The organism is Halorubellus litoreus (genome assembly GCF_055378595.1).
The window spans coordinates 1,259,108-1,280,952 of record NZ_AP043836.1 but is presented as its reverse complement, the minus strand read 5'-3'; the positions used below and the strand labels follow the sequence as shown (position 1 = coordinate 1,280,952).

Sequence of the window (21,845 nt, the reverse complement as noted above, 5' to 3'; positions counted from 1 at the left end):
AACGAACGTTCGGTAACCATGCACTGAACGAACGTTCGGTAGGTATTAGTTCTTTCGACCTCGTAACAGGTATGGCGCCCGAACGAATATTCGGTCAGCATGAGCGACTCGACGACCGACGACGCCCTCGACACCCGCGAACGCATGATGCTCGCCACCCTCCGCGTCCTCGGCGACCACGGCTACGCCGGCCTCTCCATCCAGCGCATCGCCGACGAAGCCGACCTCAGCAAGTCCTCGTTCTACCACTTCTTCGACGACAAGGACGACCTCCTCCTCTCCTTCCTCGACTTCATGCTCGCACGCTACGGCCTCCCCTTCGAGCAGGAATCACCCGACGGCCCGAAAGCGGAACTCGACGCCTACCTCGCGTTCGCGCTCGACGGCGTCACCGGCGACATCGTCATCCCGCTCGACGACTTCGACCCCGGAAGCGGCCGGCCCTACGTCGCACTCCGCTCGCAGGCCACGTTCGACGACGACTACCGCGGGCGCTTCACCGACATCGACGCGAACATCCACGACCGCCTCGCCGACGTCATCGAACGCGGCATCGACCAGGGCGTCTTCCGCGACGTCGACGTCCACGCCACCACCGAACTCATCATGAGCGTCATGCTCGGCTCGCTCTTCCGGCGCGCCACCAGCGACCAGGTCGACGTCGACGCCGTCCGCACCCAACTCGACACCGTCCTCGAATCGCACCTCTACGCCGACGACTGACGCGGACTCGTCGCCACACCGAGAATCGACACAGACTCGTCGCTACCCGAACGAGCCGTAGCGCTCTTGTCGACGACGAGCGTCCTCACGGGTCCGCCCATGGACCTCGACACCTTCCGGTACTACACGCGCTGGCACCACGCCGCCAACCGCCGCCGGTACCGCGCGCCAGCCGACCCCTGGCGACTCGTCCACGTCGACCCCGCCGACGTGGACGCCTACACCGGCGCACTCCCGCTCAACTACGGCCTCGGGCGCGTCCGCGGCGGCGACTGGGACCGCGACGCCGAACGCGACCCCGTCCGCGAGACCCCGAACTACCGCGGCCTCCGCGAGCGCTTCGTCGACGGCCGCGCGTGGGAGGACACCACGCTCTACGAGTACATCGCCGAGCAGTTCGAGGACCGCGAGCACGTCCGCGGCTACGACTCCCTCGACGCGTTCCGCGAGACTCGTCTCCACTACCTCGATGACCTCCACGAGTCCATCGCGACCGACGGCTACCGCGCGAACGCCCACGCCGCCGGCGAAGCAGCCTCCGTCGACGACGACGCAGCCCCGGGCGACGACGACGCAGGCCCCGTCGACGCCGCGGCCGGACACGACCCCGCGGACGCCGACAACGCCTTCGAGACGGCGTACGCGAGCAAGCTCGAACCGCTCGTCGTCCTCGCCCGCGACGGCGACGTCGTCTGGACGGAGGGCTACCACCGATTCGGTATCGCCGACCTCCTCGACCTCGACGCCGTCCCGGTCCAGGTGCTCTGCCGACACGAGGACTGGCAGCGCGTCCGCGACGCCGTCGCTCGCGAGGGTCTCGACGCCGTCGACCTCCCCGCGGGCGTCGACGCGACCCATCCCGACCTCGTCGACGTCCGCGACGACTGACCGACCCCGTCGAACCGCGATTTCGCTCGCGCCCCACCGATTAATTCATAACCCACCGCTCGGCACGTTGATACGATGGCGGTACTCTCAACCGAAGACGAGGGGAAGTTCCTCATGGACGTCGAAGGCGAACAGATCGGTATCGTGACCGAGGTCGACCCCGACGCGCAGGTCGCGTACGTCGAACCCGAACCCGGGATGGCCGAAGCCATCGTGCAGGGCCTCGGGTACGGCGACAAGGACGACGACGACATCGAGGTGCCCGCCGACAGCATCGAGACCGTCACGGACAGCGAACTCCGCGTCGCGACCGACCTCTAGCGGCCGCGAACCCGACCTCGTTCCGTCGACACCGACCCGGGCAGCCACCGGCTAGTACTGGACGACGGCGTTCAGGATACCCGCGGTCTGCCCGACGCCCGCGAGCGCGATGGCGGGGAGCGCGAGCGCGACGCCGCCGACGCTCCCGTAGAGGAACGCGAGCGCGCCGACGCCCGAGAGCACGCCACCGACGGTGTACACCCAGTCCGCCTCCTCGCGCGGGAGCACCCGGCCCGTGTAGCCGAGTGCGACCGCCGGCACCACCATCCAGGCGAACACGGTCGCGCGCAGCAGCGTCTCGCCGCCGTCCGTCGCGAGCGCGTACGTCCCGACGAGCGTGACGCCCGCACCGACGACGATGACCGCGAGCCACGCCCGCAGGACCGGATGCGTCTGCATGTCCCGCCACGAGAGCGCGGCGAACGCGACCAGGACGACGTCCATCACGACGTGCGCGACCAGCGCCGTGTGCGGCGACGCCACCTCCAGATGCGCGAGCGCCGCGAACGTCCACGCGAGCGGCACCAGGCCCGCCGGCGCGGTCTCGCGGACGCGACGGAGCATCCTACGCTCGCTCGCGGACGACCTCGACGGCGTCCACGAGCGCCGCGTCGTCCTCGAGCGCCGAGAGCACCTCGCTCGCCGACGCCTCGAGCGCGAACGCCGGCCGGCCCTTCCCGACCGCCGACGACTCCCCGTCGTCGACGCGCACGACCGGCCCCTCGACCTCCAGCACGTTCAGGCCGCGCGCGACCGCCGCCTCGTCGAGCGACCCGACGACCGCGTCCGCGAGCGCGTCCGTACAGTCACCGCACGCCGCCCGGACCGCCGGCGCGTGCGCCGGCGTCTCCTCGACGGCTTCGAGCGATGCGAGCCCCAGCAGGACGACCCGGTTCGACAACGACAACGACGAGACCTCGGAATCCATACCCGAACGTGCACGCGGCGGACCCAAAGGGATACTGGTGGTTCGCGGCCGGCGAGAAGCAGGGACGGGACCGCGGCGAGCGATACCCGACTCGCCGTCGCGGTCGCCTCAGCCGTCCGGCCCGGCCTTCTCCGTCACGCGGAAGTCCGCCGGCGGCGCGAGGATGCCCGCGACCGTCCCCATCGAGTGCACGACCGTCACCACGGGCGCGAGCGGGAGCGCGAGCGCGAGCGGCACCTGGTCGGCGTCGTCGTAGTACAGGACCCCGCGGAGGTACCAGAACGCCGTGAACGCCGCGAGCACGACGGAGACCGCGACGAACAGCGTCGCGTACACGACGGTCGCGCCGAGCAGCGACAGCGGGACGACGACGAGCGTCACGACCGGCGACAGCGCCCACGCGTAGTTCCGGACGCGCGTCAGCACGCGGTATCGCGTCGGCAGGAGACTCGTCGCGTCGAGGTTCCCCGCCGCCCACCGCCGGCGCTGCTGGAGGATCTCCGTGAGGTTCGGCGGCGCCTCGTTCCGACACACCGACTCCGAGAGCGCGAAGTCGACGTCGAACTCTCGGGCGGCCGCCCACACGAACGCGGTGTCCTCCACGAGCGTCTCGCGGTCCCACGTCACCGCGTCCTCGACCGACGACCGGACCGCGATGCCGCCGCCCCACGCGAACAGCGGGACGGAGAGCCGCGCGAACGCACGTTGCTCGATCTGGACGCCCATCCGGTAGACGTCCGCGAGGTACGACAGCGCCGACCCCGTGTGCCGGGGGCGTTCGCGGAGCTGGACGACGTCCGCGTCCGGGAGGCCCCGCCAGTCCGTGAGGAGGCTGTCCTCGTCGAGGTACAGGACGTACTCGCGGTCCGTGTCGAGCGTTCGGCGCGCCCACTCGATGGCCCGACCCTTCCGGACGGCGTCGCACTCGAAGTCCTCGGGGACGCTGTGGACGTCCGCGCCCGCGACGTCGATGGCGTCCTCGGCGACGACGTGGACGTCGTCGAGGTCGTCGGGGAGGCTGTCGACGGTCGCCTGCACGACGTCCGCGGCGTCGATGGTGAGGACCCGCACCTGGACGTCGTCGCCGTCGTACTCGGGGGGCGGGGACTCGTAGCCCGCGCCGACGACGTACGCGAGCGCGAACCAGACGACGGCGGTCCCGGCGAACAGCGCGGCGGTCGTCCACAGCGTCAGTTCGAAGAGCGATGCGACCGTGCCGGCGGCCAGGGGTGTGACGCCCGCCGTCGCTGCACCCGTGAGTACGAGCACGGCGGCGACGACGGCGAGCGCGACGCGTTCGACCTTCATCGTGGTCGACGCGTGGCACTCGCGGCCCTTCAACGGGCGACGCCGTTCGGCCCGGTTCGGCGTCGTTCGACGGGGTTCATTCCGTTCAATCGCCCGCAGGCATCGGGGCGAGTCACGAACCAGTCCCGGACGACGACCGTCGAACCGACCGTCGAACGCGCCGCCGATACCGATGCCTTGAAGTTCTGGACGGTTCCACGATAGCGTCCGCAGTTCCCGACCCGTCTCGGGTCGATGCCACGCGCACTCCTCGCCGCACGGCTCCGTTTCGACTGCACGCTCGCTAGCCTGCCCGCTGTCGGTCTCGACGAGAAATCAGGGGGTCTGGGCGGCTTCACTCCCCGGCGGCTTCGACGTCCGCGCGCCGGTAGGCGTTCCCGTCGGCGTCGTACACGACGTACTCCGCCATCGGCGCCGGGTCCGGGAGCTCGACGTCCCCGAGGCGGCCATAGTGCGCGACCTCGGTCAACGCCTCCCCCGGCGGTTCCTGGTACTCGATGCGCACGAGCGCGTACCCCGTCATCGGGTACATCGATTCGCGCTCCTCGCGCGCCGTCTCGAAGCCGTCCGGGCCGTCGTCCTCGTCCACCGCGTCGCCGGTCGTTGCGCCCTCCTCGTCCCAGCTCGCGTACTCGTCGGTCTCGTCATCGACCATACCCCACCCACGGACGCCCGCCACGAGAACGCACCGGTCTACCCAGTCCCTCCCCGTTCCCGCTTCGATCGCCGTCGCCGCCCCACCCTGGTCGTCGTCGCCGTCCTGGTTCCCATTCCCGTCGCCGTCCCGTGGTCGACGTTCGTCCGACTCCACCCCACAGAACAACAAATAACTGGCCAAAACACTCAGAAAAACTGCTGTATCTGGCTGTCTGATGGGTTTTTAGAAGAATCTGTTCCAGATGTTGTGATAGCCGGTATACTTATGGACTTATGTCCACAAGCAGTAGTCGCGGCGACAGGCCGCGTCGGTATCGTCAGGATGGCATCGCACGCCGTCTCTGTGAGCACGCGCAACTCATGCTAGACGGTCGTGAGTGGCTGCACGACCGTCATCCACGATTCTACACCCGCAAGCCGCCGCTGCGGCGACCCACGTGACCACACCACGAGACTATACCCCACACGACCCGTCCTGTGCAATGCACTGTCTATCCATATAATGCCATTCTAGGAGTTTCAACACTCCCAGGCATACGCTTATATCCGATGTCGTCGACGTTCCAATCGTCATGAGCATCCAACAGACCGCCGCCATCGCAAAGCCCCAGACCCTCCCCGAGGACATCACGTCGCCGCGCGCGAAGCTCGTCTACCTGTACCTCGACGTCACCGAGGCCGGGACCGTCGAGGACCTCCAGCAGTGCCTCGACATGAAGAAGATCGACCTCCTGAGCGTCCTCAACAGCCTCACGAGCGCCGGGCACGTCGCCAACGACGACGGCACGTACGTCGTCGCCGCCTGACGAGGCTCGCCAGACGCCCACTCGACGGCGTCCAGCACGCGTTCGCGGGACGCGAATCTCCACCACCGCCGCGAACGCCGACCACCGCCGCGCACGCGGACCTCTCTCCGCGTGCCCCGACCTCCCTCCTCGGATGCTCTCTCGACCACACCGAGTCACTCGCTCGCACGTCTCACGAGCCGGTCGCTCGCCGGCCCAGCGAGCCGAGCACCGCGGCAGTTCGCTTCGAAGCGCTTAACTGCGCGCTCGGCGGACGTTGCCGTAATAACCATGAGCGACAAGCCGGCGTCGATGTACCGAGAGATCTCGAAGCCGCCGTACACGCGGCGCGAGTACATCACGGGCATCCCTGGGTCGAAGATCGCACAGCACAAGATGGGTGACGCGGGCGCGGAGCCCGAGGACTACCCCGTCCAGATCAGTCTCCGCGTCGACGAGGAACTCCAGATCCGCCACGGCTCGCTTGAGGCGGCGCGCCTCTCGGCGAACCGGCACATGATCAAGACGCAGGGCGAGGGGAACTACAAGATGATCCTGCGGAAGTTCCCGCATCACGTCATCCGGGAGAACAAGCAGGCGACGGGCGCGGGCGCGGACCGCGTCTCCGACGGGATGCGTCAGGCGTTCGGGAAGGTCGTCGGGACGGCGGCGCGCATCCAGAAGGGCGAGCGCCTGTTCACGCTGTACTGCGACGTCGACCAGGCCGACGCCGGCAAGGAAGCGTTCCGTCGCGCGTACAACAAAATCTCGCCGCCGTGTCGCATCGACGTCGAGCGCGGCGAAGAACTCCTCATCTCGTAACGACGCTCTCCGCTTCTCGCGTCGCGACCGTCGCGAACCGGAGAGCGTCGGCTTCTCGCGTCGCACGCGTCCCGAACCGTGAGCGCGAGCGCTCGCCCGCGTCGCTCGCGTTCCCCGCCGGACGCCGGCAGTCGCGTCGTCGACCGCGGGCTTTTGTAGCGCGCCGCCCGAACGAGCGGGCATGCTCCGGCTCGCCGCCGCGAACCGCCAGGAGACGTTCGAGCGCATCCGCGAGCCGCTGCGCGACCGCGGCATCCACGTCGAGCACGTCCCGGTCAGCGAACGCACCGTCGACCTCACCGGCGACGGTAGCATCTCGGGCGTCGACGTCGCGCTCGAGGAGTTCGACGCCGGGTTCGTCTACCCGGGTCGCATGATGGAGGGCGCGGTCGCGGACGCGCTGCTCGGGGTGCCGTGGGTGAACGGCCGCGACGCCGTGCTCGCGTCGCGGAACAAAGCCGGCGTGCTCGCGACGCTCGCCCGCGAAGACGTCCCCGTGCCCGAGACGACGCTGGTGTCGAACCCCGTGGACGAGGCCGACCTCGTGGCGGCGTACGAGCGCTTCGAGCCGCCCGTCGTCCTCAAGCCGAACTCGACGACGCGCGGCATCGGCGTCGCGAAGGTCGGCGACGCGGACTCGTTCCTCGGCGTCACCGACTACCTCGACCTCGTCCACGACTACCGCGCGACCGGCGACAAGGCGTTCCTCGTCCAGGAGTACCTCGCGGACGCGACGGACTATCGCGTGATGGTCGTCGACGGCGAGTACGTCGGCGCCGTCGAGCGGTCGCTCCCCGACCGCGAGCGCGCTCGCGGCCGCTGGAAGCACAACGTCCACCGCGGTGCCGAAGCGACCGGCGTCGACCTCGACCCCGAGTACCGCCGGCTCGCCGAACGCGTCGCCGACGTCCTCGGCATCGATTTCCTCGGCGTCGACCTCCTCGTCACGCCCGAGCGCGCGGTCGTCAACGAGACGAACGCTCGCCCGACCGTCGACGCCGCCACCAAGTACGAGGACGGCTTCTACGACCGACTCGCCGCGCTCGTCGAACGCACCGCTCGCGGCGAGTCGGACTGAACGGAGTCGAACGCACCGCTCGCGGCGAGTACGAGTGAGAACGGGTTCTCACGAGCGCGAACGCGGCGCGTCTCGAGTCGGGGGCGCGAAAGAAACCGGCGTAGCAGGTGGTTACTGGAGGTCGATTCCCGCGGAGGAGTCCGCGTGGTCGAAGACGACCTCGAGGACGCCGTTGTTGTACGTCGCGGTCGCGGAGTGCTCGTCGACGCGCACCGGGAGCGACACGCGTTCGTCGTACTGTCGGTGCTCGGTGTGCGCGCTGATGGTGAGCGTCTCACCGTCGCACTCGAGTTTGATGTCGTCCTTCTCCACCCCGGGAAGGTCGCCGACGACCCGGATCTCGTCGTCGGTCTCGTGGACGTCGACGTGCGTGTCGGCACCGAATCCGGCGTCCCCACCGTCGAAGTGCACGTCCGAGCCGTCCCCCATCATGTCGTTCATCATCCGCTCTATCTCTTTGAAGAAGTCGTCGAACGGCTCGTCGTTGTCGTCACGCCGCATGCCTCCCAGTAACGTTAGCGTACTCAAAAGCCTTCTGTCCGCGGGAATCCGTGTCATGGTTCCCGACGTATCGAGGTGACTGCTGGTGAAGGGCGCGTGGCGTGGCCGGGCCGTCGCGCACGTCAAGAGTGGGTTGATGACGGCCACGGTCGCGTCAGGGGTAGGTTGATGACGGCCGCGCTCGCGGTTGTGGCATGGACGACCCGTTCGACGCGATGTCGTACGTGCTGCGGTCCCGGAACCGCCTCGGTATCCTCGAGGCGGTCGCGGACCGGCCGTGCGAGCGGTCGGCGCTCGTGGCGGCGACCGGGAGTTCGCGCGTGACGGTCGGTCGCATCCTCCGGGAGCTCGAGGAGCGAGCGTGGGTGACGACCGACGGCCGCGAGTACGTCGCGACCGTCGAGGGGCGAGCGCTCGCGAACGCCATCCGGGCGGCGCTCGACGAACTCGAGGGCGTCGGGCGCGTCGCGCCGCTGCTCCCCGAGTTCCCGCTGGAGGACGTCGTCCTTCCGCGGGGTGCGCTCACGGCCGCGTCCGTGACGACACCGAACGCCGCGCAACCGCTGCTGCCGACGCAACGACTGACGGAACTCGGGACGAACGCGGACGTGGCTCGCATGTACGCGGTCGGCATCACGGTCGAGGCGACCGAAGCGCACCTCGACCTGGTGCGGGACGCCAATCAGAACCTCGAACTGTTCGTCACGGAGGGCGCACTTGCAGTGGCCAAGGAGACGCCGGCGGTCCGCGAACCGCTCGCGGCGCTCGTGCGGACGGACGCGGTCGTCGCGGTCTGCGACCCGGACCCGACGTTCCCGTTCGTCGCGCGGTTCGACGACCACGCGGTGCTCGCGGCGACGACCGACAACGGGACGATCGCTGGCATCGTCGAGTGGGAGAGCGACGAGATGCGGGCGTGGGTCGACGACCGACTCGACGACCACCTCGCGGCGAGCGAGCCGCTGACGCCAGCGGACTTCTCTTCCTGACGGCGTCGTGCCGCGGCTCGCGGGGTGCGTTCTGTGGGGTTCGTTCACGGCGTGAACGAGCGGTCACGTCGTGACGCCGTGACCATCAGGTAAGGTCTTGACGTCGATGCTCGTGGGTGTTGTATGTATCCGGTGGGAAGTCGTAACCAAAGGGCACGGACCTGGGTTACACTCGCTGTGGTTGTTGCGGTGGTCGCGAGCACGGTCGTCGTCGGACTCGCGCCGGCGACGACGGCGGGCGCGGCGTCGTCGACGATCGTCGTCGCCGCCGACGGCTCGGGCGACTACGAGAACTTCTGGTTCGCCGTCGACAACGCGTCCGCTGGCGATACGGTCGAGGTCGAGAGCGGGACGTACGACGCTGGCGGCGGAACCGACCTGAACGTCCTCGACAAGCCGTTGACGATTCGCGGCGACCCGGACCCGAACGCGGTCGGCGCTGGTGCGAACGCGCCCGTCATCGGTGACTACGACTACGGGCCCGCGCTGGTCCTCACCGCGAACGCTTCCGGGACGACCATCGAGGGCGTCGTCTTCGAACCGCGGTTCGCGTACGGCGGCGTCGAGCTGTCGCTCGCCGCGGACGAGACGCTCTCGGGCGTCACGATACGGGACAGCGAGTTCCGCGGTATCGACCGGAACAGCGTGGTCGGTATCGACGGGACCGAGATCGACGGGAACCTCGACTCGTTCGTCGTCGAGCGCGTGCGGTTCGTCGGGTCGGGGGCCGACGGCGACCGGGCCGGCGTTCACGTCGTCGACGACGACGACGACAGCTCGACGGCGACCGGGACGACGTACGCGAACGTCGCGTTCCTCGACAACGAGTTCGAGGACGTCGGGACCGCGGTCGAGATCCAGCACGGGACCGACGAGGGCGGGATGGCGGACGTCGTGTTCCGCGGGAACGTCGTCGCGGGAGAGCCGGACTCGATGGATTACGGGTTCGTGCTCGACACGTACGCGCGGAACGCGAGCATCTCGGGGCTCACCGTCGCGGACAACGACGTGAACGTCTCGTACAACCCGTTCGACGTGTCGACGCGCGACGAGGGCCACGACGTCACGGACGTGCTCGTGACCGGGAACGACTTCGAGACGCGCAACGAGCAGGCGATACTGTCGGTCGCCGGGGAGCCGGCGACGCCGGGGACGATGGCGCGCGTCGCCGTCGAGAACAACACGTTCACGTCCAGCGGCGACGTCCGGAACGTCCTCCTGGTGACCGCGAACGACGGCGTCGCGGTGTCGGACCTCGTCATCTGCGACAACACCATCAACTCGACGGGCCAGGCTGACGCGCTGAGCGTCGCGTTCTCGGAGGCGTCCGGCGTGGACATCAGCGGGAACGACATGAACGGCCCCGATAGCGGGTCGAGCGGTCTCGCGGTGTTCGTCGATGCGCCCGACCAGTACACGGGTCTCGTCGTCGAGGACGTCAGTATCGACGGGAACGACGTCGAGACGGGCGGGGAGGGAATCACGTTCCACACGCAGACGGAGGCGGGCGTCCTCCGGAACGCCTCGATCTCGGGGAACGTCGTCACGGGCTACAACCAGGTCGGGATCTCGCTCGACGGGCCGATGGCGAACGGGACGTTCCAGGACGTCGCTATCGACCGGAACCGCGTGACGGTTCCGACGTCGAACAGCGCGGGCCTTCGCCTCTCGGGGTCGGGTGAGGCGGAGACGCGGTACTTCCCGGCGAAGCCGTTCACGTTCGCGAACGTCTCGGTGACGCGCAACGACGTGCAGGCGGCGGAGCAGGCGTTCTCGTTCACGGGGCGGATGGCGCGGTCGACGGACGCGGTCCGCGTGGACGGGAACCGGTTCGCGATGACGGCGACCGGCACCGACCTCGCGGGTGACGCCAACGGGATGACGGTGGAGCTGTTCGGGACGGATGCGGTCGACGACTTCGACCTGAACGTGACGAACAACACGGTTACGGGCGCGCCGACGTACGGCGCGTCGGTGGCGGCGACCGTGGGGCAGACGACGCGGTCGAGCGCGACGGTTCGGTTCGTCGGGAATCACCTGAACGACAGCGGGGTCGCGGCGCTGTACCTGGCGCGCCCGGACTCGCAGTACCGGACGCAGGCGGGGAACGTCACGGTGACGGGGAACAACGTGACGAACAACGCGGTCGCGTTCTACAGCGACGCGTGGGGGACGCTCGCGACGTCGGGGAACTACCTCGCGGGGAACGTGGTGACGGCTGACGGACAGGGCGCGGTCGGCACGGACCCGGCGTCGGGTTCGAACGCGCTCGACGTCTACGACCCGGCGACGGACGGCCCGGACGGCGTCGAGGTGTCGTGTCCGACGGTGACGTCGGGTGCGGACGAGTCGTTCCTCGAGACCGACGACACGCCACCTGTCGCGGTGTTCGACCGGTCGCCGGCGACGGTCGCGGTCGGCGAGGACGTGTCGGTGAACGCGAGCGCGTCGACCGACGACGTCGGTATCGCCGGCTACGTCTGGACGTTCGGTGACGGGACGACGACGTCCGGCGAGAACGCGACGCACCAGTACGCTGCCGCTGGCGACTACACGATAACGCTCTCCGTGACGGACGAGGCCGGGAACGTGAACTCGACGACGCGGTCGGTCACGGTGGAAGCAGCGACGACGACGACGACTCCGCCGCCGACGACGACGACTCCGCCGACGACGACGACTCCGCCGACGACGACGACTCCGCCGACGACGACGAGCCCGCCGCCGACGACGACGAGCCCGCCGCCGACGACGACGAGCCCGCCGACGACGACGACGACGTCGAGCCCGCCGCCGAAGACGAGTCCACCGCCGACGGAGCAACCAACCGAGCGCCCGACGACGGAGCGCCCGACGACGGAGCGCCCGACGACGACGGAGCCGACCACGACCGCGGCCCCGCCGACTGCGACGGCCACCGCGGCGCCGACGACCACCGACGCGGCGACGACGACCGCGCCGCCGACCGCGACCGGTACCGACGACGCGACGAGCGCGCCGACGACCGCGGCGTCCGCGGCACCGACCACGAACGCCTCCGCCGGGACGACCACCGAGACGCCCGACGAGGGCAGCCCCGGGTTCGGCGTCGCCGTCGCCGTCCTGGCGGTCCTCGCGACGCTCGCGGTCGGCGTCAGGCGTCGCTGACGGTCGACGAACCGGCGCGGCGACTGACCGACCGCGTTTCGCTCTGCGCGGCGACTCGATTCTATCTGCGAGCGACGAACGGATAGCCGACGCTCGCGGTCGGCGTCCGGAGAAGCGAGCGATGCCTGCGGGAACGCGGTGGGTGTCGGGCGCGTCGCGCCGCCTACAGGCCCATGCCCATCGCGTCGTTCGTCGTCTCGATGCTCGCGGTCTGGTCGTCGGTGCCGAGGACGGCGCGGATGGCGTCGACGTTCTCCGGGACGACGTCGGACTCCTGGTGGATGGCCTGGAAGAGGTAGAGGTCGTCGTCCTCCATCGTGACGGACTCGCCCCAGATGCAGTTCTCCCAGACGTCCGCGCGCGGTCGACCGCGGTCCATCGCGTACTCCTTGATAGCGCCGGCGCCGTCGAGGTCGAGGTGCTCGGGGATGACGAACGTCCGCGATTCGCCCTCCAGCAGTTCGCGGACGGCGTCCGCGCTCGGGCGGTCCGCGAGGGTGACGTTGATCGAGTGCATGTGCATGAGGGTCGCAGGGACCTTCAGGCCGAGCGTGTCGATGTCGAGGTCCGGGAAGATCGTCTCGACGTCCGGGCCGTGGTGGCTCGGGAGGCCGACCGGGTTCGGGAGGATGTCGTTGATGGGGCCGCGCCCGGTCTGGGCGGGGTCGCCGCCGCGGCGGACGAGCGTCGCGCGCACCTTCTCGACGCCGTAGGCCTCTTCGAGGGGCTTGATGAGGCGACTGAGGCCGGTGGTGTTACAGGAGACGACGCGGACGACGTCCAGTCCTTCGACGGTGTCGTAGTTCGAGCGCGCGTTGAAACTGGCGTCCGCGGCGTCGGCGTCCTCGCCGCCCTGGAGGAGCGCGGGCGTGTCGTGCTCGCGGTACATCGCGACGTTGTCCGCGCCGATACCCGACGGGCACGCGTCGACGACGATATCGGCTTCGGCGACGAGTTCGTCGACGGTCCCGGCGAGGTCGATGCCGGCGTCGTCGAACAGCTCGATGCGGTCCTCGATGGCGGCGTACAGCGGGTAGCCCTTGTCGACGGCCGTTTCGGCCTCGAAGTTCGGGCTGGTCTTCGCGACGCCGACGACCTCCATGTCGGGCTGTGCGCGGACGGCGTCCGCGACGCGCTTGCCGATCGTTCCGTACCCGTTGACCGCGACCTGTATCATACGCGAGGCTGCGCCGGCCAGCGTCCTAATAGTTCCGAGTGCGGTCGCGTCGACGCCCGGAGAGCCCCGAAGAAGGACTCGCGAGCGAGTACCTTTCGAGCGTCGGTCGAGTCGCGGGTCGTGGGTGGGTCGCTCCCCGACGCGCCTTAATTACGCAAGGTACATGTTTATTATCTATGCTGTTCTATCAAAATCCAACGTGCTCGCAGCTGCCACCTTCGTCGCCGGACTCGTGCTGTTCGTCGGCGGCGTGAACGCCGTCCGTCCGCCCGCCGACTACAACGAACGGCCGGCGCGGTTGTTCGCCGTCGGCGGCCGACGCTCCGCGCTCAGCTACGTGCAGACCGACGGCGCCATTCTCGGCGTCGTCGGGCTGTTCGCGATGCTCGCGTCCACGCTCGTGTGACCGTGACGGGACCCATCGGGCTCGGCGCGTTCCTCGCCGGGGCCGGCGTCGTCGCGCTCCTCACCGGCGTCGTCCAGTTGCGCTCGCCGACGTTCTGGCTCGCGTTCGCCTGGGGCATCCCGTCCACGCCGGAGCCCGGCTGGCCGGAGTACGCGGTGCGCGTGCTCGGCGGCGCCTTCGTGTGTCTCGGGCTCGCGGCGACCGTCGGCGGTGCGTTCGTCGTCTCCACCGCGCTCTAGCTGGGGATTCGACGGTCGGTCCCGCGGGGTCGCGTCGAGACGACAAGACCTAATCCGGTTCCGGTCGGACTCCTCGCCATGAGCGACCTTTCGGCGCCGGCGCGAACCGCCATCGAGCAGTGCATGGCCGTCAGCGAGGACGAGAGCGTGGTCGTCGTGACCGACGACGAGCGCCGCCCCATCGGCGAGGCGCTGTACGACGCGGCGCTCGACGCGACCGACGACGCGACCATCCTCCAGTACCCGCCGGGCGAGAACCACGGCGAGGAGCCGCCGGAGGCGGTCGCGGCCGCGATGGCGGCGGCGGACGTGTTCCTCGCGCCGACGTCGAAGAGCCTGAGTCACACGCGAGCGCGGTCGGCGGCGACCGACGCCGGCGCGCGCGGCGCGACGCTCCCCGGTATCACCGAGGACGTGTTCACGACCGGACTGGACGCGGACTACGAGCGTATCGCGGCCCACTGCGAGGACGTGCTCGCGCAGGTCGCGGACGCCGACGAGGTCCGGGTGACGACCGAACTCGGGACGGACATCACGTTCGAGGCCGGCGAGCGCGAGTGGCTCGCGGACACCGGGATGGTCCACGAGGACGGCCAGTTCTCGAACCTCCCCGCTGGCGAGGTGTTCGTCGCGCCCGAGACCGCGAACGGCCGGTTCGTCGTCGACGGGACGATGATGCCGTACGAGCGTCTCGACGACGACCAGACGCTCGCGTTCGACGTCGAGGACGGCCAGGTCGTGAACATCGAGGACGACCGCATCGCCGAGCAGTTCGCGGACCTCGCCGCGGACGCCGGCGACGTCGTCTACAACCTCGCGGAGCTCGGTATCGGGACGAACGTCGCCGTCACGGACCTCGTCGGCTCGGTGCTGCTCGACGAGAAGGCCGCCGGAACGGTCCACATCGCCATCGGCGACAACGCCGGTATCGGCGGCGACACCGACGCGCCCATCCACTCCGACGGCGTCATCCAGGACCCGACGGTGTACGCGGACGGCGAGGAAGTGGAACTTCCTCGACCGTAGTCGAGCGGCGAAGCCGCGAGACGGGGAGGTCGTGGACCTCCCGCAGCCGTAGCCGACGCGGCCGACACCGGCGTGAACCGACGCTGCTGTCGTCCGCCCACGTGAATTATCTGTCACTTGCTGCCGCTTTCGCTGCGGTTGGTTAACCAGTTAACCCGTCCGTTGACTGGCACGCCGCGTGGCATGTCTTCGCGTAGCATGAAGCGACGTGCGTTCCTCCGGGCGAGCGCGACCGCGGCGGCCGTCGGGGCCGCCGGGGCGACCGCGAGCGCGGACACGGCGGCGGGTGCGTCGAGCGGCGAGTCCACCGACAGGATTGTATCGAGCGGCGAGTCCACCGACAGGATTGTACCGAGCGGCGAGTACACGGACGAGTACCACGACGGCGTCCACTACACGCGGTACGTCCCCGACGGCGGCGGCGCGGACCGGCCGCTCGTCGTGATGCTCCACGGCTGCAGTCAGGAGCCCGACGAGTTCGCGTACGCGACCGGGATGAACGCACTCGCCGCCGCCGAAGGGTTCTCCGTCGTCTATCCGGATCAGTCGTCGTTCTCGAACTCGTTCGACTGCTGGAACTGGTATTACGACTACAACACCGCCCGCGGGAGCGGGGAGGGCGCGGACATCACGAGCATCGCGCTCCACGAGGTCGACCGGCTCGGCGCGGACGCCTCGCGCGTGTACGTCGCGGGGTTCTCCGCGGGCGCGGCGATGGTCCCGAACCTCCTCGTCGCGTACCCGGACGTGTACGCCGCCGGCGCCGTCCACTCCGGCCTGGAGTACGACGCCGCCGAGACCGCGACGGGCGCGACGTGGTCGATGACGTACGGCGGCCCCGACCCCGAAGCCCAAGCGCTCGACGCGTACGAGGCGATGGTCGGCAACGACGTCGTCGGCCGCACGCCGACCGCGGTCTTCCACGGGACTGACGACTACACGGTCGACCCCGTGAACGGCTATCAGGCCGCGGTGCAGGCCGCGGGGACGAGCGACTACGTGGGCGACGGCGCGGCCGACGGGGACGTCTCCTGGTCGCCCAGCGAGACCGCGACCGGGTCCACGGGCGGGTTCGACTGGCAGCGGGAACGGCACGTCGACGCACAGGGCCGGGTGGCGGTCGAACGCTGGACGGTCGACGGCCTCGGGCACGACTGGAGTGGCGGTGCGAGCGGCGCGACGTACGCCGAACCGGACGCACCCAGTGCGACCGACGCCATCTGGCGGTTCTTCGAGCGCTGGTAGCGGGCCGTGCGCGCTCGCGGTCTGCTCCGCGGCGGCGAAGCCACTCCACGGCGGCGAAACCACTTTGACGTCTCCGCGGATGGATGCGAGTATGCGAGTACTGCTGGGAGTGGCCGGCGGCGAGGAGTCGATGCGCGCGCTCGAGTCGACGGTCGAGCGCGCGGTCGAGGCCGGTGACGACCTCACCATCGCGGTCATCGAGAAGGACGACATGGAGCAGTCCCCCGAGGACGTCGCGGACGAGGCGCGCACGGTCGCCGAGCGTCACGGGCTCGACGTCGACGTGCGATTCCTCGACGGTGACCCGGGCGCGTCGCTCGTCGACACCGCCGAACGCGAGGGGTTCGACGAGCTCGCGATCGGCGGCGGTACCGAGAGCCCGATGGGGAAGATCCGCCTCGGGCCCGTCACCGAGTTCGTGCTCTTGAACGCTACCACGTCCGTTCGACTCGTGCGATGACCGGGAATCGTGCGTACCCCGACGACGCGACGAGCGGGTTCCCGACGCCACCGCGGTCGTTCGCGGACCGCGAGGACCGCGAGATCCGTATCGACGCGATCGACGACGCCCAGATGGACGCGGTCGCGGAGATGTACGTCGCGTTCGACCCCGCGGACCGCGCGCAGGGCATCCCGCCGGCGGGCGAGGACCGCGTGTACGACTGGCTGGACGCCATCTTCGACGAGGGCTTGAACGTCGCGGCGTTCCACGGCGACGACGTCGCCGGGCACGCGACGCTCGTCCCGGACGCAGCGCACGGCGAACCCGGCGAGCACGCGTACGAGCTCGCGATCTTCGTCCTCCAGAAGTACCAGCGCGCCGGTATCGGCCGCGAACTCTTGGAGACGCTGCTCGGGCACGGCGCGAGCGAGGGCGTCGACCGCGTGTGGCTCACGGTCGAACGCTGGAACAGCGCCGCGGTCGCACTCTACCGCGACGTCGGGTTCGAGACCTGTGGGTCCGAGAGCTTCGAACTCGAGATGAGTCTCAGGCTCACGGACTGACCAAGCGTCCGGCGGCCTCCCGGCCGCCGGTTCTGTGGTGTGGTCGCGGACTGACCAAGCGTCCGGCGGCCTCCCGGCCGCCGGTTCTGTGGTGTGGTCGCGGACTGACCAAGCGTCCGGCGGCCGCCAGGCCGCCGGTTCTGGGAGTCGACGGTTCTCGCGGTCGCTTACACGGACAGCAGCGGTTGGCTGGCGTAGAGGAGGACGTATTCGGCGGCTTTGGCGAGGACGTCGCCGCCTTCGCCCATGGGTTCGCGGGGGACGACGAGGAAGTCGGCGTCGACCTCGTCGGCGGTGTCGAGGACGACGCTCCCGGGGTGCTGGGTCTTGCGTGTGGTCGAGAAGCCGTACGCGGTGGAGTGCCGGAGTTCGACGTCGTGTTCGGCGGCGATGGGTGCGACGTCGTCCATGAACGACTGGCTGTCGCTGGAGACGTCGTCCGCTTCGACCGCTCCTTCTTCGACGGCGCGCACGACGTCCTGGCCGACGACGTAGACGGCGTACACGCTGGCGTCGTACTCGTCGGCGATGGCGACGGCGTACTCGACGGCGGTCACCGATTCGTCGCTGCCGTCGACGGGAACGAGGACGGTGTCGACCTCGAGCGCCTCGGCTGGCGCGGGCGTACTCATGGCGGGCAGTGCGACGGCGGGCACCAAAAAGGTGCGTGCGTTCGCCTCGTGGTTCCGGGGTTGGGTCGTGGTGCGTCGGGTGGCTTTAAGCCGCGGCCGGTCGTTCCCTCGGGTATGTTCGATTCGGTCGTCGTCGCGACGGACGGCTCCGAGAGCGTGCAGCGCGCGGTCGACGTGTCGCTCGACTTCGCCGAGCGGTTCGACGCGACGGTGCACGCGCTGTACGTCGTGGACGCCTCCGAGGTGGAGTCCTCGCCGGAGTCGGTGCGCGACGAACTACGGAGTGCGCTCGAGGCGGACGGTGAGGCGGCGCTGTCGACGGTCGCGGAGCGCGCGAACGTCGACGTGACGACGGCGGTTCGCGAGGGCCGTCCGGCGGCGGAGATCACGGCGTACGCGCGCGAGGTGGACGCGGACGTGGTCGCCACCGGCACCCGGGGGCGGCACGGCGAGAACCGGTTCCTCATCGGGAGCGTCGCCGAGCGCGTCGTGCGGACGTGCGACCGCCCGGTGTTGACGGTGCGTCAGCTCCAAGAGGAGTAGCGCGATGGCGGTCTCGATGGCGGTGCTCCGCGAGCACGTGCTCGGTCGCGACGCGCGGACGACGGGTGGGTTCGTCGCTGCTGCACTCGCGCTCGCCGTGCTCGTCGTCGGCGTGTTCTTCGCGCCGTCGGTCGACTGGTTCCCTGCGTACGTCGTGTCCCTCGTCGGGGCGGGCGCGGTCGGGTTCTCGCTCGCGGCGGCGAACGCGTACCTGAACCGGGGAATCGCCGCGAGCGTCCTGCTGGCCTGGAGCGGCCTGCTCCCGTTCTGGGTGCCGTACGCGTTCACCGACGCACCTATCGGCCGGGAACCGACCGTCGAGAGCGCGACGTCGACCCTGCTCGTGGGGCCCGCCATCCCCGCGCTCGTCCTCGGTGCGGTCGCGTACGGTGTTGGTATCGGCGTGCACGCGCTCCAGCGGCGGGCAAGCGAGTAGCTGCGCGCCGCTACCACTCGCGAACCGCCGCCTACTTGCCGCGCGCTCGCGTCCTCGGGGTATGGACGAGTCTCTCATCGAGCAGGACGACATGTCGCTCGCGCGGAAGTCGGTACTTCCTGGGACAGGGTTCTTCGTGCCGGACGAGGTCGACGAGGAGCGACGGGAGCGCGAGGCCGCCGAGGCGCTCGCGGGGCAGTCGGTCGCCGTCGTCGCCGACCCGGACGCGGACGGACTGGCGTGCGTCGCGCTGCTGCGCGAGGTCTACGGCGACGCCGGCCTCGTGCCGGCGGGCCCGCACGACCTCGAGGAGGGCATGGAGCTCGTCGCGGAGTACGGCGAACCCGGCTTGGACGTGTTCGTCTGCGACCTCTGCCCGGACAAGTTCGAGTACGTCGACGAGGAACTCTCGGCGCTCGTCGAGACCGCGGGGTCGGTGCGGTGGTTCGACCACCACCAGTGGGACGACGACGTCGCCGCGAAGGTCCGCGACGCCGGTGTGGACCTCGTCGTCGGGAACAGCGACGAGGAGTGCACCGCGGACGTCGCGGTCCGCTCGCTCGAGTACGACTTCGACGAGCAGTACGTCGACCTCGCCGCGGTGACCCGGGACCACGACCTCTGGCTGCGCGAGGACCCGCGGAGCGACGACCTCGCGGACCTCGCGTACTGGCTGGACCCCGAGGAGTACATCGATATCGTCCGCGAGGGCGGCGCGGACCTCCCCGCGGACGCCCAGGAACTCCTCGCGGAGCGTCGCGTGGAGAAGGAGGCGCTCATCGAGAAGGCCGTGGACCGCGGCGAGATACGCGAGGTGAACGGGTGGACGGTCGGCGTGACGTACGGGCGGTGCTCGCAGAACGAGGTCGCCGAAGCGTTCCGCGAGCAGGGCGCGGACGCGAGCGTCGTCGTGAAACCCGCGGGGTCCGCGAGCATCCGCGGCACCGACCGATTCGAGCGCTGCCACGAGGTCGCCGGCCAGGTGAACGGCGGCGGGCACCCGAAGGCGGCGGGCTGCAAGCCCGACATCTACGACGACATGCTCGACTACGCGCACCATTGGACGACGCGCGGCGCCACGGCGAAGCAGGTCATCCTCGACGGCTTCCGGCACCTCGAACGAGAGGACGAGGCCGGAGCGGACGAGGGCGGAGCGGATGACGCCGGAGCGGACGAGGCCGGCGACGACGACGGCGACGACGACGACGCGTCCGCGGCCGCCGAGTGACGCGGAGGTTTACGTCTCGCGTAAACCCCTCGGCGGGGTTCACCCGGTAAGGGGGTCGAGTTCGACCGCGACGTGCTCGCCGACCTCGAACGCGAGGTTCTCGCCGACGAGCTTCACCGCGTAGTCGCCGCGCTGCCCGCAGAACAGCGAGATGCCGTGGACGGGGTCGTCGTTCGCGCGCACCGCGACGGGCCGCCACGCGACGTCGTTCGCGCTCCCGGGGCTCGCGACGGCGTCGCCGACGTGCTCGCCGAGGAGCTCGACGCGGCCGGTCGCGTCCGAATGCACTCCGCCACCGTCGTAGTGCTGGAAGCCGCCGTCGAGCACGACCCGCTCGCCGGCGACGCTGGCGGCGAGCCCGGCGAACGCACCGGGTTCGAGGTGACTGGAGTCGGGCGCGTCCAGGAGCGCGTACGTCTCGCCAGTGTCGACGACCGTGCCGGTGCCGTCCCAGTCGAGCGGGACCGGGTCGACGTCGACGTCCAGGGGGAGGGAGCCGCCGGCGCGCAGGTGGTTCTGGTCGTGCCGGCGGAAGCCGACGTGGAGGTGGTTCGGGACCCAGCGCGCGAAGAACCCCGCGCGCACGAGGTCGCCGAGGTCGTCGCCGCGCTCGACCGTGTCGCCGACCGCGACGCGCGGCTTCACGTGCATGATCCGCGCGACGACGGGCCCGCAGTCGACGACGACGAGGTGATCGTCGGCGGGCGCGTACGGCTTCGGCGGCGCGCGCACCGTCTCGGTCGCGACGACCTCGCCGCTGACGGGACTGGGCGCGGTGCCGTCGAGCGGGTACAGGTCCACCGCGCACCCGGCGTCGTGGGCGGCGTACGGCGAGTTGTACAGCGTGTACCGCCGGTACTGCGCGAGCGCCGCCCGCGGGAGGTGGACGACGCCGCCGTCGTCGTCGACCGACACCCCGCGCTTCTCCGTCGCCGCGTCCTTCGCTTCGTCTGTCCGCATCGGTCGCGGGTTAGGGGCGACGTGCCTAAACCGGCGCGGTCCGACCCCTCTGGTATGGAAGCGAACTCGCCGACGCTCGTCGTCCGCGGCCGACTCGACGACGCGCTCGCGGACGGCGACGCGACCGCGCGACTCCGGGACCGCGTCGCCGACACCGGCCAGCCGGCGGTCCGCGTGTGGGCGCCGGCGCGCATCGTCGCGTTCGGTCGCCGCGACACCCGCAGCGAGGGGTACGACGCCGCCGCGGCCGCGGCGCGCGAGCACGGGTTCGAGCCGGTCGAGCGCTCGGTCGGCGGGCGCGCGGTCGCGTACGACGGCGCGACGACGCTCGCGTTCGCCCGCATCACGCCCGTCGACGGCGTGCGCGGCGGGCTCGACGAGCGCTACGACGCCCTCAGTCGGGACGTCCGCGACGCCCTCTCCGCGCTCGGCGTCGACGCCGTCGACGGCGAACCCCCCGACTCGTTCTGTCCTGGCCAACACTCGCTCCGCGCTGCGGGGAACGGAAAGCTCGCGGGGCTCGCCCAGCGCGTCACGCAGGGCGCCGCCATCACGAGCGGCGTGCTCACCGTCGCGAACCGCGACGAACTCGCCGCCGTCCTCGCTCCCGTCTACCGCGCGCTCGACGTCCCCTTCGACCCCGCGAGCGTCGGCAGCGTCGCGAGCGCCGGCGGCCCGAGCGACCCCGACCGCGTCCGCCGAGCGCTCGAGGACGCGCTCGTCGACGGCAGCGAGCGCGAGGTCGTCTCGGTCGACGCGCTCTGACGCTGGACCGGAGCCTTCAGGGCGCTCGCCGGTGAC

At 70.2% G+C, this 21,845-nt stretch carries 26 protein-coding genes; 18 read left to right on the top strand and 8 right to left on the bottom strand.

Translation table 11 applies throughout. From position 1 onward, the window contains the following. Nucleotides 1–99: 99 nt before the first annotated feature. From ACZ48X_RS10605 to ACZ48X_RS10595, 3 genes are all read left to right on the top strand, one after another. Nucleotides 100–723, top strand: coding sequence for a TetR/AcrR family transcriptional regulator (locus tag ACZ48X_RS10605; RefSeq protein ID WP_336351008.1), 624 nt, complete (start codon nucleotides 100–102; stop codon nucleotides 721–723). Between the two features lie 99 nt (nucleotides 724–822). Beyond that, nucleotides 823–1,611: a hypothetical protein gene (locus ACZ48X_RS10600; RefSeq protein ID WP_336351007.1), complete on the top strand. Its 789-nt coding sequence runs from the start codon at nucleotides 823–825 to the stop codon at nucleotides 1,609–1,611. 75 nt (nucleotides 1,612–1,686) lie between these two features. Next, nucleotides 1,687–1,932: a hypothetical protein gene (locus ACZ48X_RS10595; protein WP_336351006.1), complete on the top strand. Its 246-nt coding sequence runs from the start codon at nucleotides 1,687–1,689 to the stop codon at nucleotides 1,930–1,932. A gap of 51 nt (nucleotides 1,933–1,983) precedes the next feature. Here ACZ48X_RS10595 and ACZ48X_RS10590 read toward each other — a convergent pair whose 3' ends face one another. The 4 genes from ACZ48X_RS10590 to ACZ48X_RS10575 form a co-directional block, all read right to left on the bottom strand. Beyond that, a complete protein-coding gene (locus ACZ48X_RS10590) occupies nucleotides 1,984–2,496 on the bottom strand; it encodes a hypothetical protein (RefSeq protein WP_336351005.1) in 513 nt (170 codons plus the stop codon). A gap of 1 nt (nucleotide 2,497) precedes the next feature. Next, the gene (locus ACZ48X_RS10585) at nucleotides 2,498–2,860 is read right to left on the bottom strand and encodes a hypothetical protein (RefSeq protein WP_336351004.1); all 363 of its coding nucleotides are present in this window, start codon (nucleotides 2,858–2,860) and stop codon (nucleotides 2,498–2,500) included. Between the two features lie 108 nt (nucleotides 2,861–2,968). After that, nucleotides 2,969–4,168: a glycosyltransferase family 2 protein gene (locus ACZ48X_RS10580; protein WP_336351003.1), complete on the bottom strand. Its 1,200-nt coding sequence runs from the start codon at nucleotides 4,166–4,168 to the stop codon at nucleotides 2,969–2,971. Between the two features lie 334 nt (nucleotides 4,169–4,502). Further along, complete coding sequence (locus ACZ48X_RS10575) at nucleotides 4,503–4,823, bottom strand: hypothetical protein (protein WP_336351002.1); 321 nt, start codon at nucleotides 4,821–4,823, stop codon at nucleotides 4,503–4,505. A 574-nt stretch (nucleotides 4,824–5,397) separates the two neighbouring features. Here ACZ48X_RS10575 and ACZ48X_RS10570 point away from each other — a divergent pair. The 3 genes from ACZ48X_RS10570 (at nucleotide 5,398) to ACZ48X_RS10560 (ending at nucleotide 7,510) form a co-directional block, all read left to right on the top strand. Next, nucleotides 5,398–5,631, top strand: coding sequence for a TrmB family transcriptional regulator (locus ACZ48X_RS10570; RefSeq protein WP_336351001.1), 234 nt, complete (start codon nucleotides 5,398–5,400; stop codon nucleotides 5,629–5,631). A 270-nt stretch (nucleotides 5,632–5,901) separates the two neighbouring features. Then, complete coding sequence (locus tag ACZ48X_RS10565; protein WP_336351000.1) at nucleotides 5,902–6,432, top strand: 50S ribosomal protein L16; 531 nt, start codon at nucleotides 5,902–5,904, stop codon at nucleotides 6,430–6,432. Between the two features lie 181 nt (nucleotides 6,433–6,613). Beyond that, nucleotides 6,614–7,510 (top strand): ATP-grasp domain-containing protein, encoded by an 897-nt coding sequence (locus ACZ48X_RS10560; protein ID WP_336350999.1) that lies wholly within the window; start codon nucleotides 6,614–6,616, stop codon nucleotides 7,508–7,510. Nucleotides 7,511–7,621: 111 nt separating this feature from the next. Here ACZ48X_RS10560 and ACZ48X_RS10555 read toward each other — a convergent pair whose 3' ends face one another. After that, nucleotides 7,622–8,011: an Hsp20/alpha crystallin family protein gene (locus ACZ48X_RS10555; RefSeq protein WP_336350998.1), complete on the bottom strand. Its 390-nt coding sequence runs from the start codon at nucleotides 8,009–8,011 to the stop codon at nucleotides 7,622–7,624. A 194-nt stretch (nucleotides 8,012–8,205) separates the two neighbouring features. On the opposite strand from ACZ48X_RS10555, the gene ACZ48X_RS10550 reads away from it, so the two are divergent. Both ACZ48X_RS10550 and ACZ48X_RS10545 read left to right on the top strand, forming a co-directional pair. Further along, entirely contained in the window at nucleotides 8,206–9,000 is a 795-nt protein-coding gene (locus tag ACZ48X_RS10550) for a helix-turn-helix transcriptional regulator (RefSeq protein ID WP_336350997.1), read from the top strand. Between the two features lie 189 nt (nucleotides 9,001–9,189). Continuing rightward, nucleotides 9,190–12,147: a PKD domain-containing protein gene (locus tag ACZ48X_RS10545; protein WP_336350996.1), complete on the top strand. Its 2,958-nt coding sequence runs from the start codon at nucleotides 9,190–9,192 to the stop codon at nucleotides 12,145–12,147. Nucleotides 12,148–12,310: 163 nt separating this feature from the next. On the opposite strand, the gene ACZ48X_RS10540 is transcribed toward ACZ48X_RS10545, so the two are convergent. Beyond that, nucleotides 12,311–13,324 (bottom strand): type II glyceraldehyde-3-phosphate dehydrogenase, encoded by a 1,014-nt coding sequence (locus ACZ48X_RS10540; protein ID WP_336350995.1) that lies wholly within the window; start codon nucleotides 13,322–13,324, stop codon nucleotides 12,311–12,313. 199 nt (nucleotides 13,325–13,523) lie between these two features. Here ACZ48X_RS10540 and ACZ48X_RS10535 point away from each other — a divergent pair, with 199 nt between their 5' ends. The 6 genes from ACZ48X_RS10535 (at nucleotide 13,524) to ACZ48X_RS10510 (ending at nucleotide 17,245) form a co-directional block, all read left to right on the top strand. Beyond that, a complete protein-coding gene (locus ACZ48X_RS10535; protein WP_336350994.1) occupies nucleotides 13,524–13,730 on the top strand; it encodes a hypothetical protein in 207 nt (68 codons plus the stop codon). Nucleotides 13,731–13,732: 2 nt separating this feature from the next. Beyond that, nucleotides 13,733–13,969: a hypothetical protein gene (locus ACZ48X_RS10530; protein WP_336350993.1), complete on the top strand. Its 237-nt coding sequence runs from the start codon at nucleotides 13,733–13,735 to the stop codon at nucleotides 13,967–13,969. A 78-nt stretch (nucleotides 13,970–14,047) separates the two neighbouring features. Further along, nucleotides 14,048–14,995: an aminopeptidase gene (locus ACZ48X_RS10525; RefSeq protein ID WP_336350992.1), complete on the top strand. Its 948-nt coding sequence runs from the start codon at nucleotides 14,048–14,050 to the stop codon at nucleotides 14,993–14,995. 183 nt (nucleotides 14,996–15,178) lie between these two features. Beyond that, a complete protein-coding gene (locus ACZ48X_RS10520) occupies nucleotides 15,179–16,240 on the top strand; it encodes an extracellular catalytic domain type 1 short-chain-length polyhydroxyalkanoate depolymerase (RefSeq protein ID WP_464379850.1) in 1,062 nt (353 codons plus the stop codon). A gap of 91 nt (nucleotides 16,241–16,331) precedes the next feature. Continuing rightward, nucleotides 16,332–16,700, top strand: coding sequence for a universal stress protein (locus ACZ48X_RS10515; protein ID WP_336350990.1), 369 nt, complete (start codon nucleotides 16,332–16,334; stop codon nucleotides 16,698–16,700). Next, on the top strand, nucleotides 16,697–17,245 hold the full coding sequence (locus ACZ48X_RS10510) for a GNAT family N-acetyltransferase (protein ID WP_336350989.1): 549 nt from the start codon (nucleotides 16,697–16,699) through the stop codon (nucleotides 17,243–17,245). Before ACZ48X_RS10515 ends, ACZ48X_RS10510 begins: the two co-directional genes overlap by 4 nt. 167 nt (nucleotides 17,246–17,412) lie before the next feature. Here the strand turns inward: ACZ48X_RS10510 and ACZ48X_RS10505 are convergent, their stop codons facing one another. Next, a complete protein-coding gene (locus tag ACZ48X_RS10505; RefSeq protein ID WP_336350988.1) occupies nucleotides 17,413–17,877 on the bottom strand; it encodes a universal stress protein in 465 nt (154 codons plus the stop codon). Nucleotides 17,878–17,991: 114 nt separating this feature from the next. Between ACZ48X_RS10505 and ACZ48X_RS10500 the strand changes: the two genes are divergently transcribed. The 3 genes from ACZ48X_RS10500 (at nucleotide 17,992) to ACZ48X_RS10490 (ending at nucleotide 20,084) form a co-directional block, all read left to right on the top strand. Continuing rightward, on the top strand, nucleotides 17,992–18,420 hold the full coding sequence (locus ACZ48X_RS10500; RefSeq protein ID WP_336350987.1) for a universal stress protein: 429 nt from the start codon (nucleotides 17,992–17,994) through the stop codon (nucleotides 18,418–18,420). A gap of 4 nt (nucleotides 18,421–18,424) precedes the next feature. Then, nucleotides 18,425–18,856, top strand: coding sequence for a hypothetical protein (locus ACZ48X_RS10495; RefSeq protein ID WP_336350986.1), 432 nt, complete (start codon nucleotides 18,425–18,427; stop codon nucleotides 18,854–18,856). Nucleotides 18,857–18,917: 61 nt separating this feature from the next. Then, nucleotides 18,918–20,084: a DHH family phosphoesterase gene (locus ACZ48X_RS10490; RefSeq protein ID WP_336350985.1), complete on the top strand. Its 1,167-nt coding sequence runs from the start codon at nucleotides 18,918–18,920 to the stop codon at nucleotides 20,082–20,084. 39 nt (nucleotides 20,085–20,123) lie between these two features. Here the strand turns inward: ACZ48X_RS10490 and ACZ48X_RS10485 are convergent, their stop codons facing one another. Next, nucleotides 20,124–21,044: a DUF8155 domain-containing protein gene (locus tag ACZ48X_RS10485; protein WP_336350984.1), complete on the bottom strand. Its 921-nt coding sequence runs from the start codon at nucleotides 21,042–21,044 to the stop codon at nucleotides 20,124–20,126. 54 nt (nucleotides 21,045–21,098) lie between these two features. Here ACZ48X_RS10485 and ACZ48X_RS10480 point away from each other — a divergent pair, with 54 nt between their 5' ends. After that, nucleotides 21,099–21,809 (top strand): lipoate--protein ligase family protein, encoded by a 711-nt coding sequence (locus tag ACZ48X_RS10480; protein WP_336350983.1) that lies wholly within the window; start codon nucleotides 21,099–21,101, stop codon nucleotides 21,807–21,809. Nucleotides 21,810–21,845 lie beyond the last annotated feature (36 nt).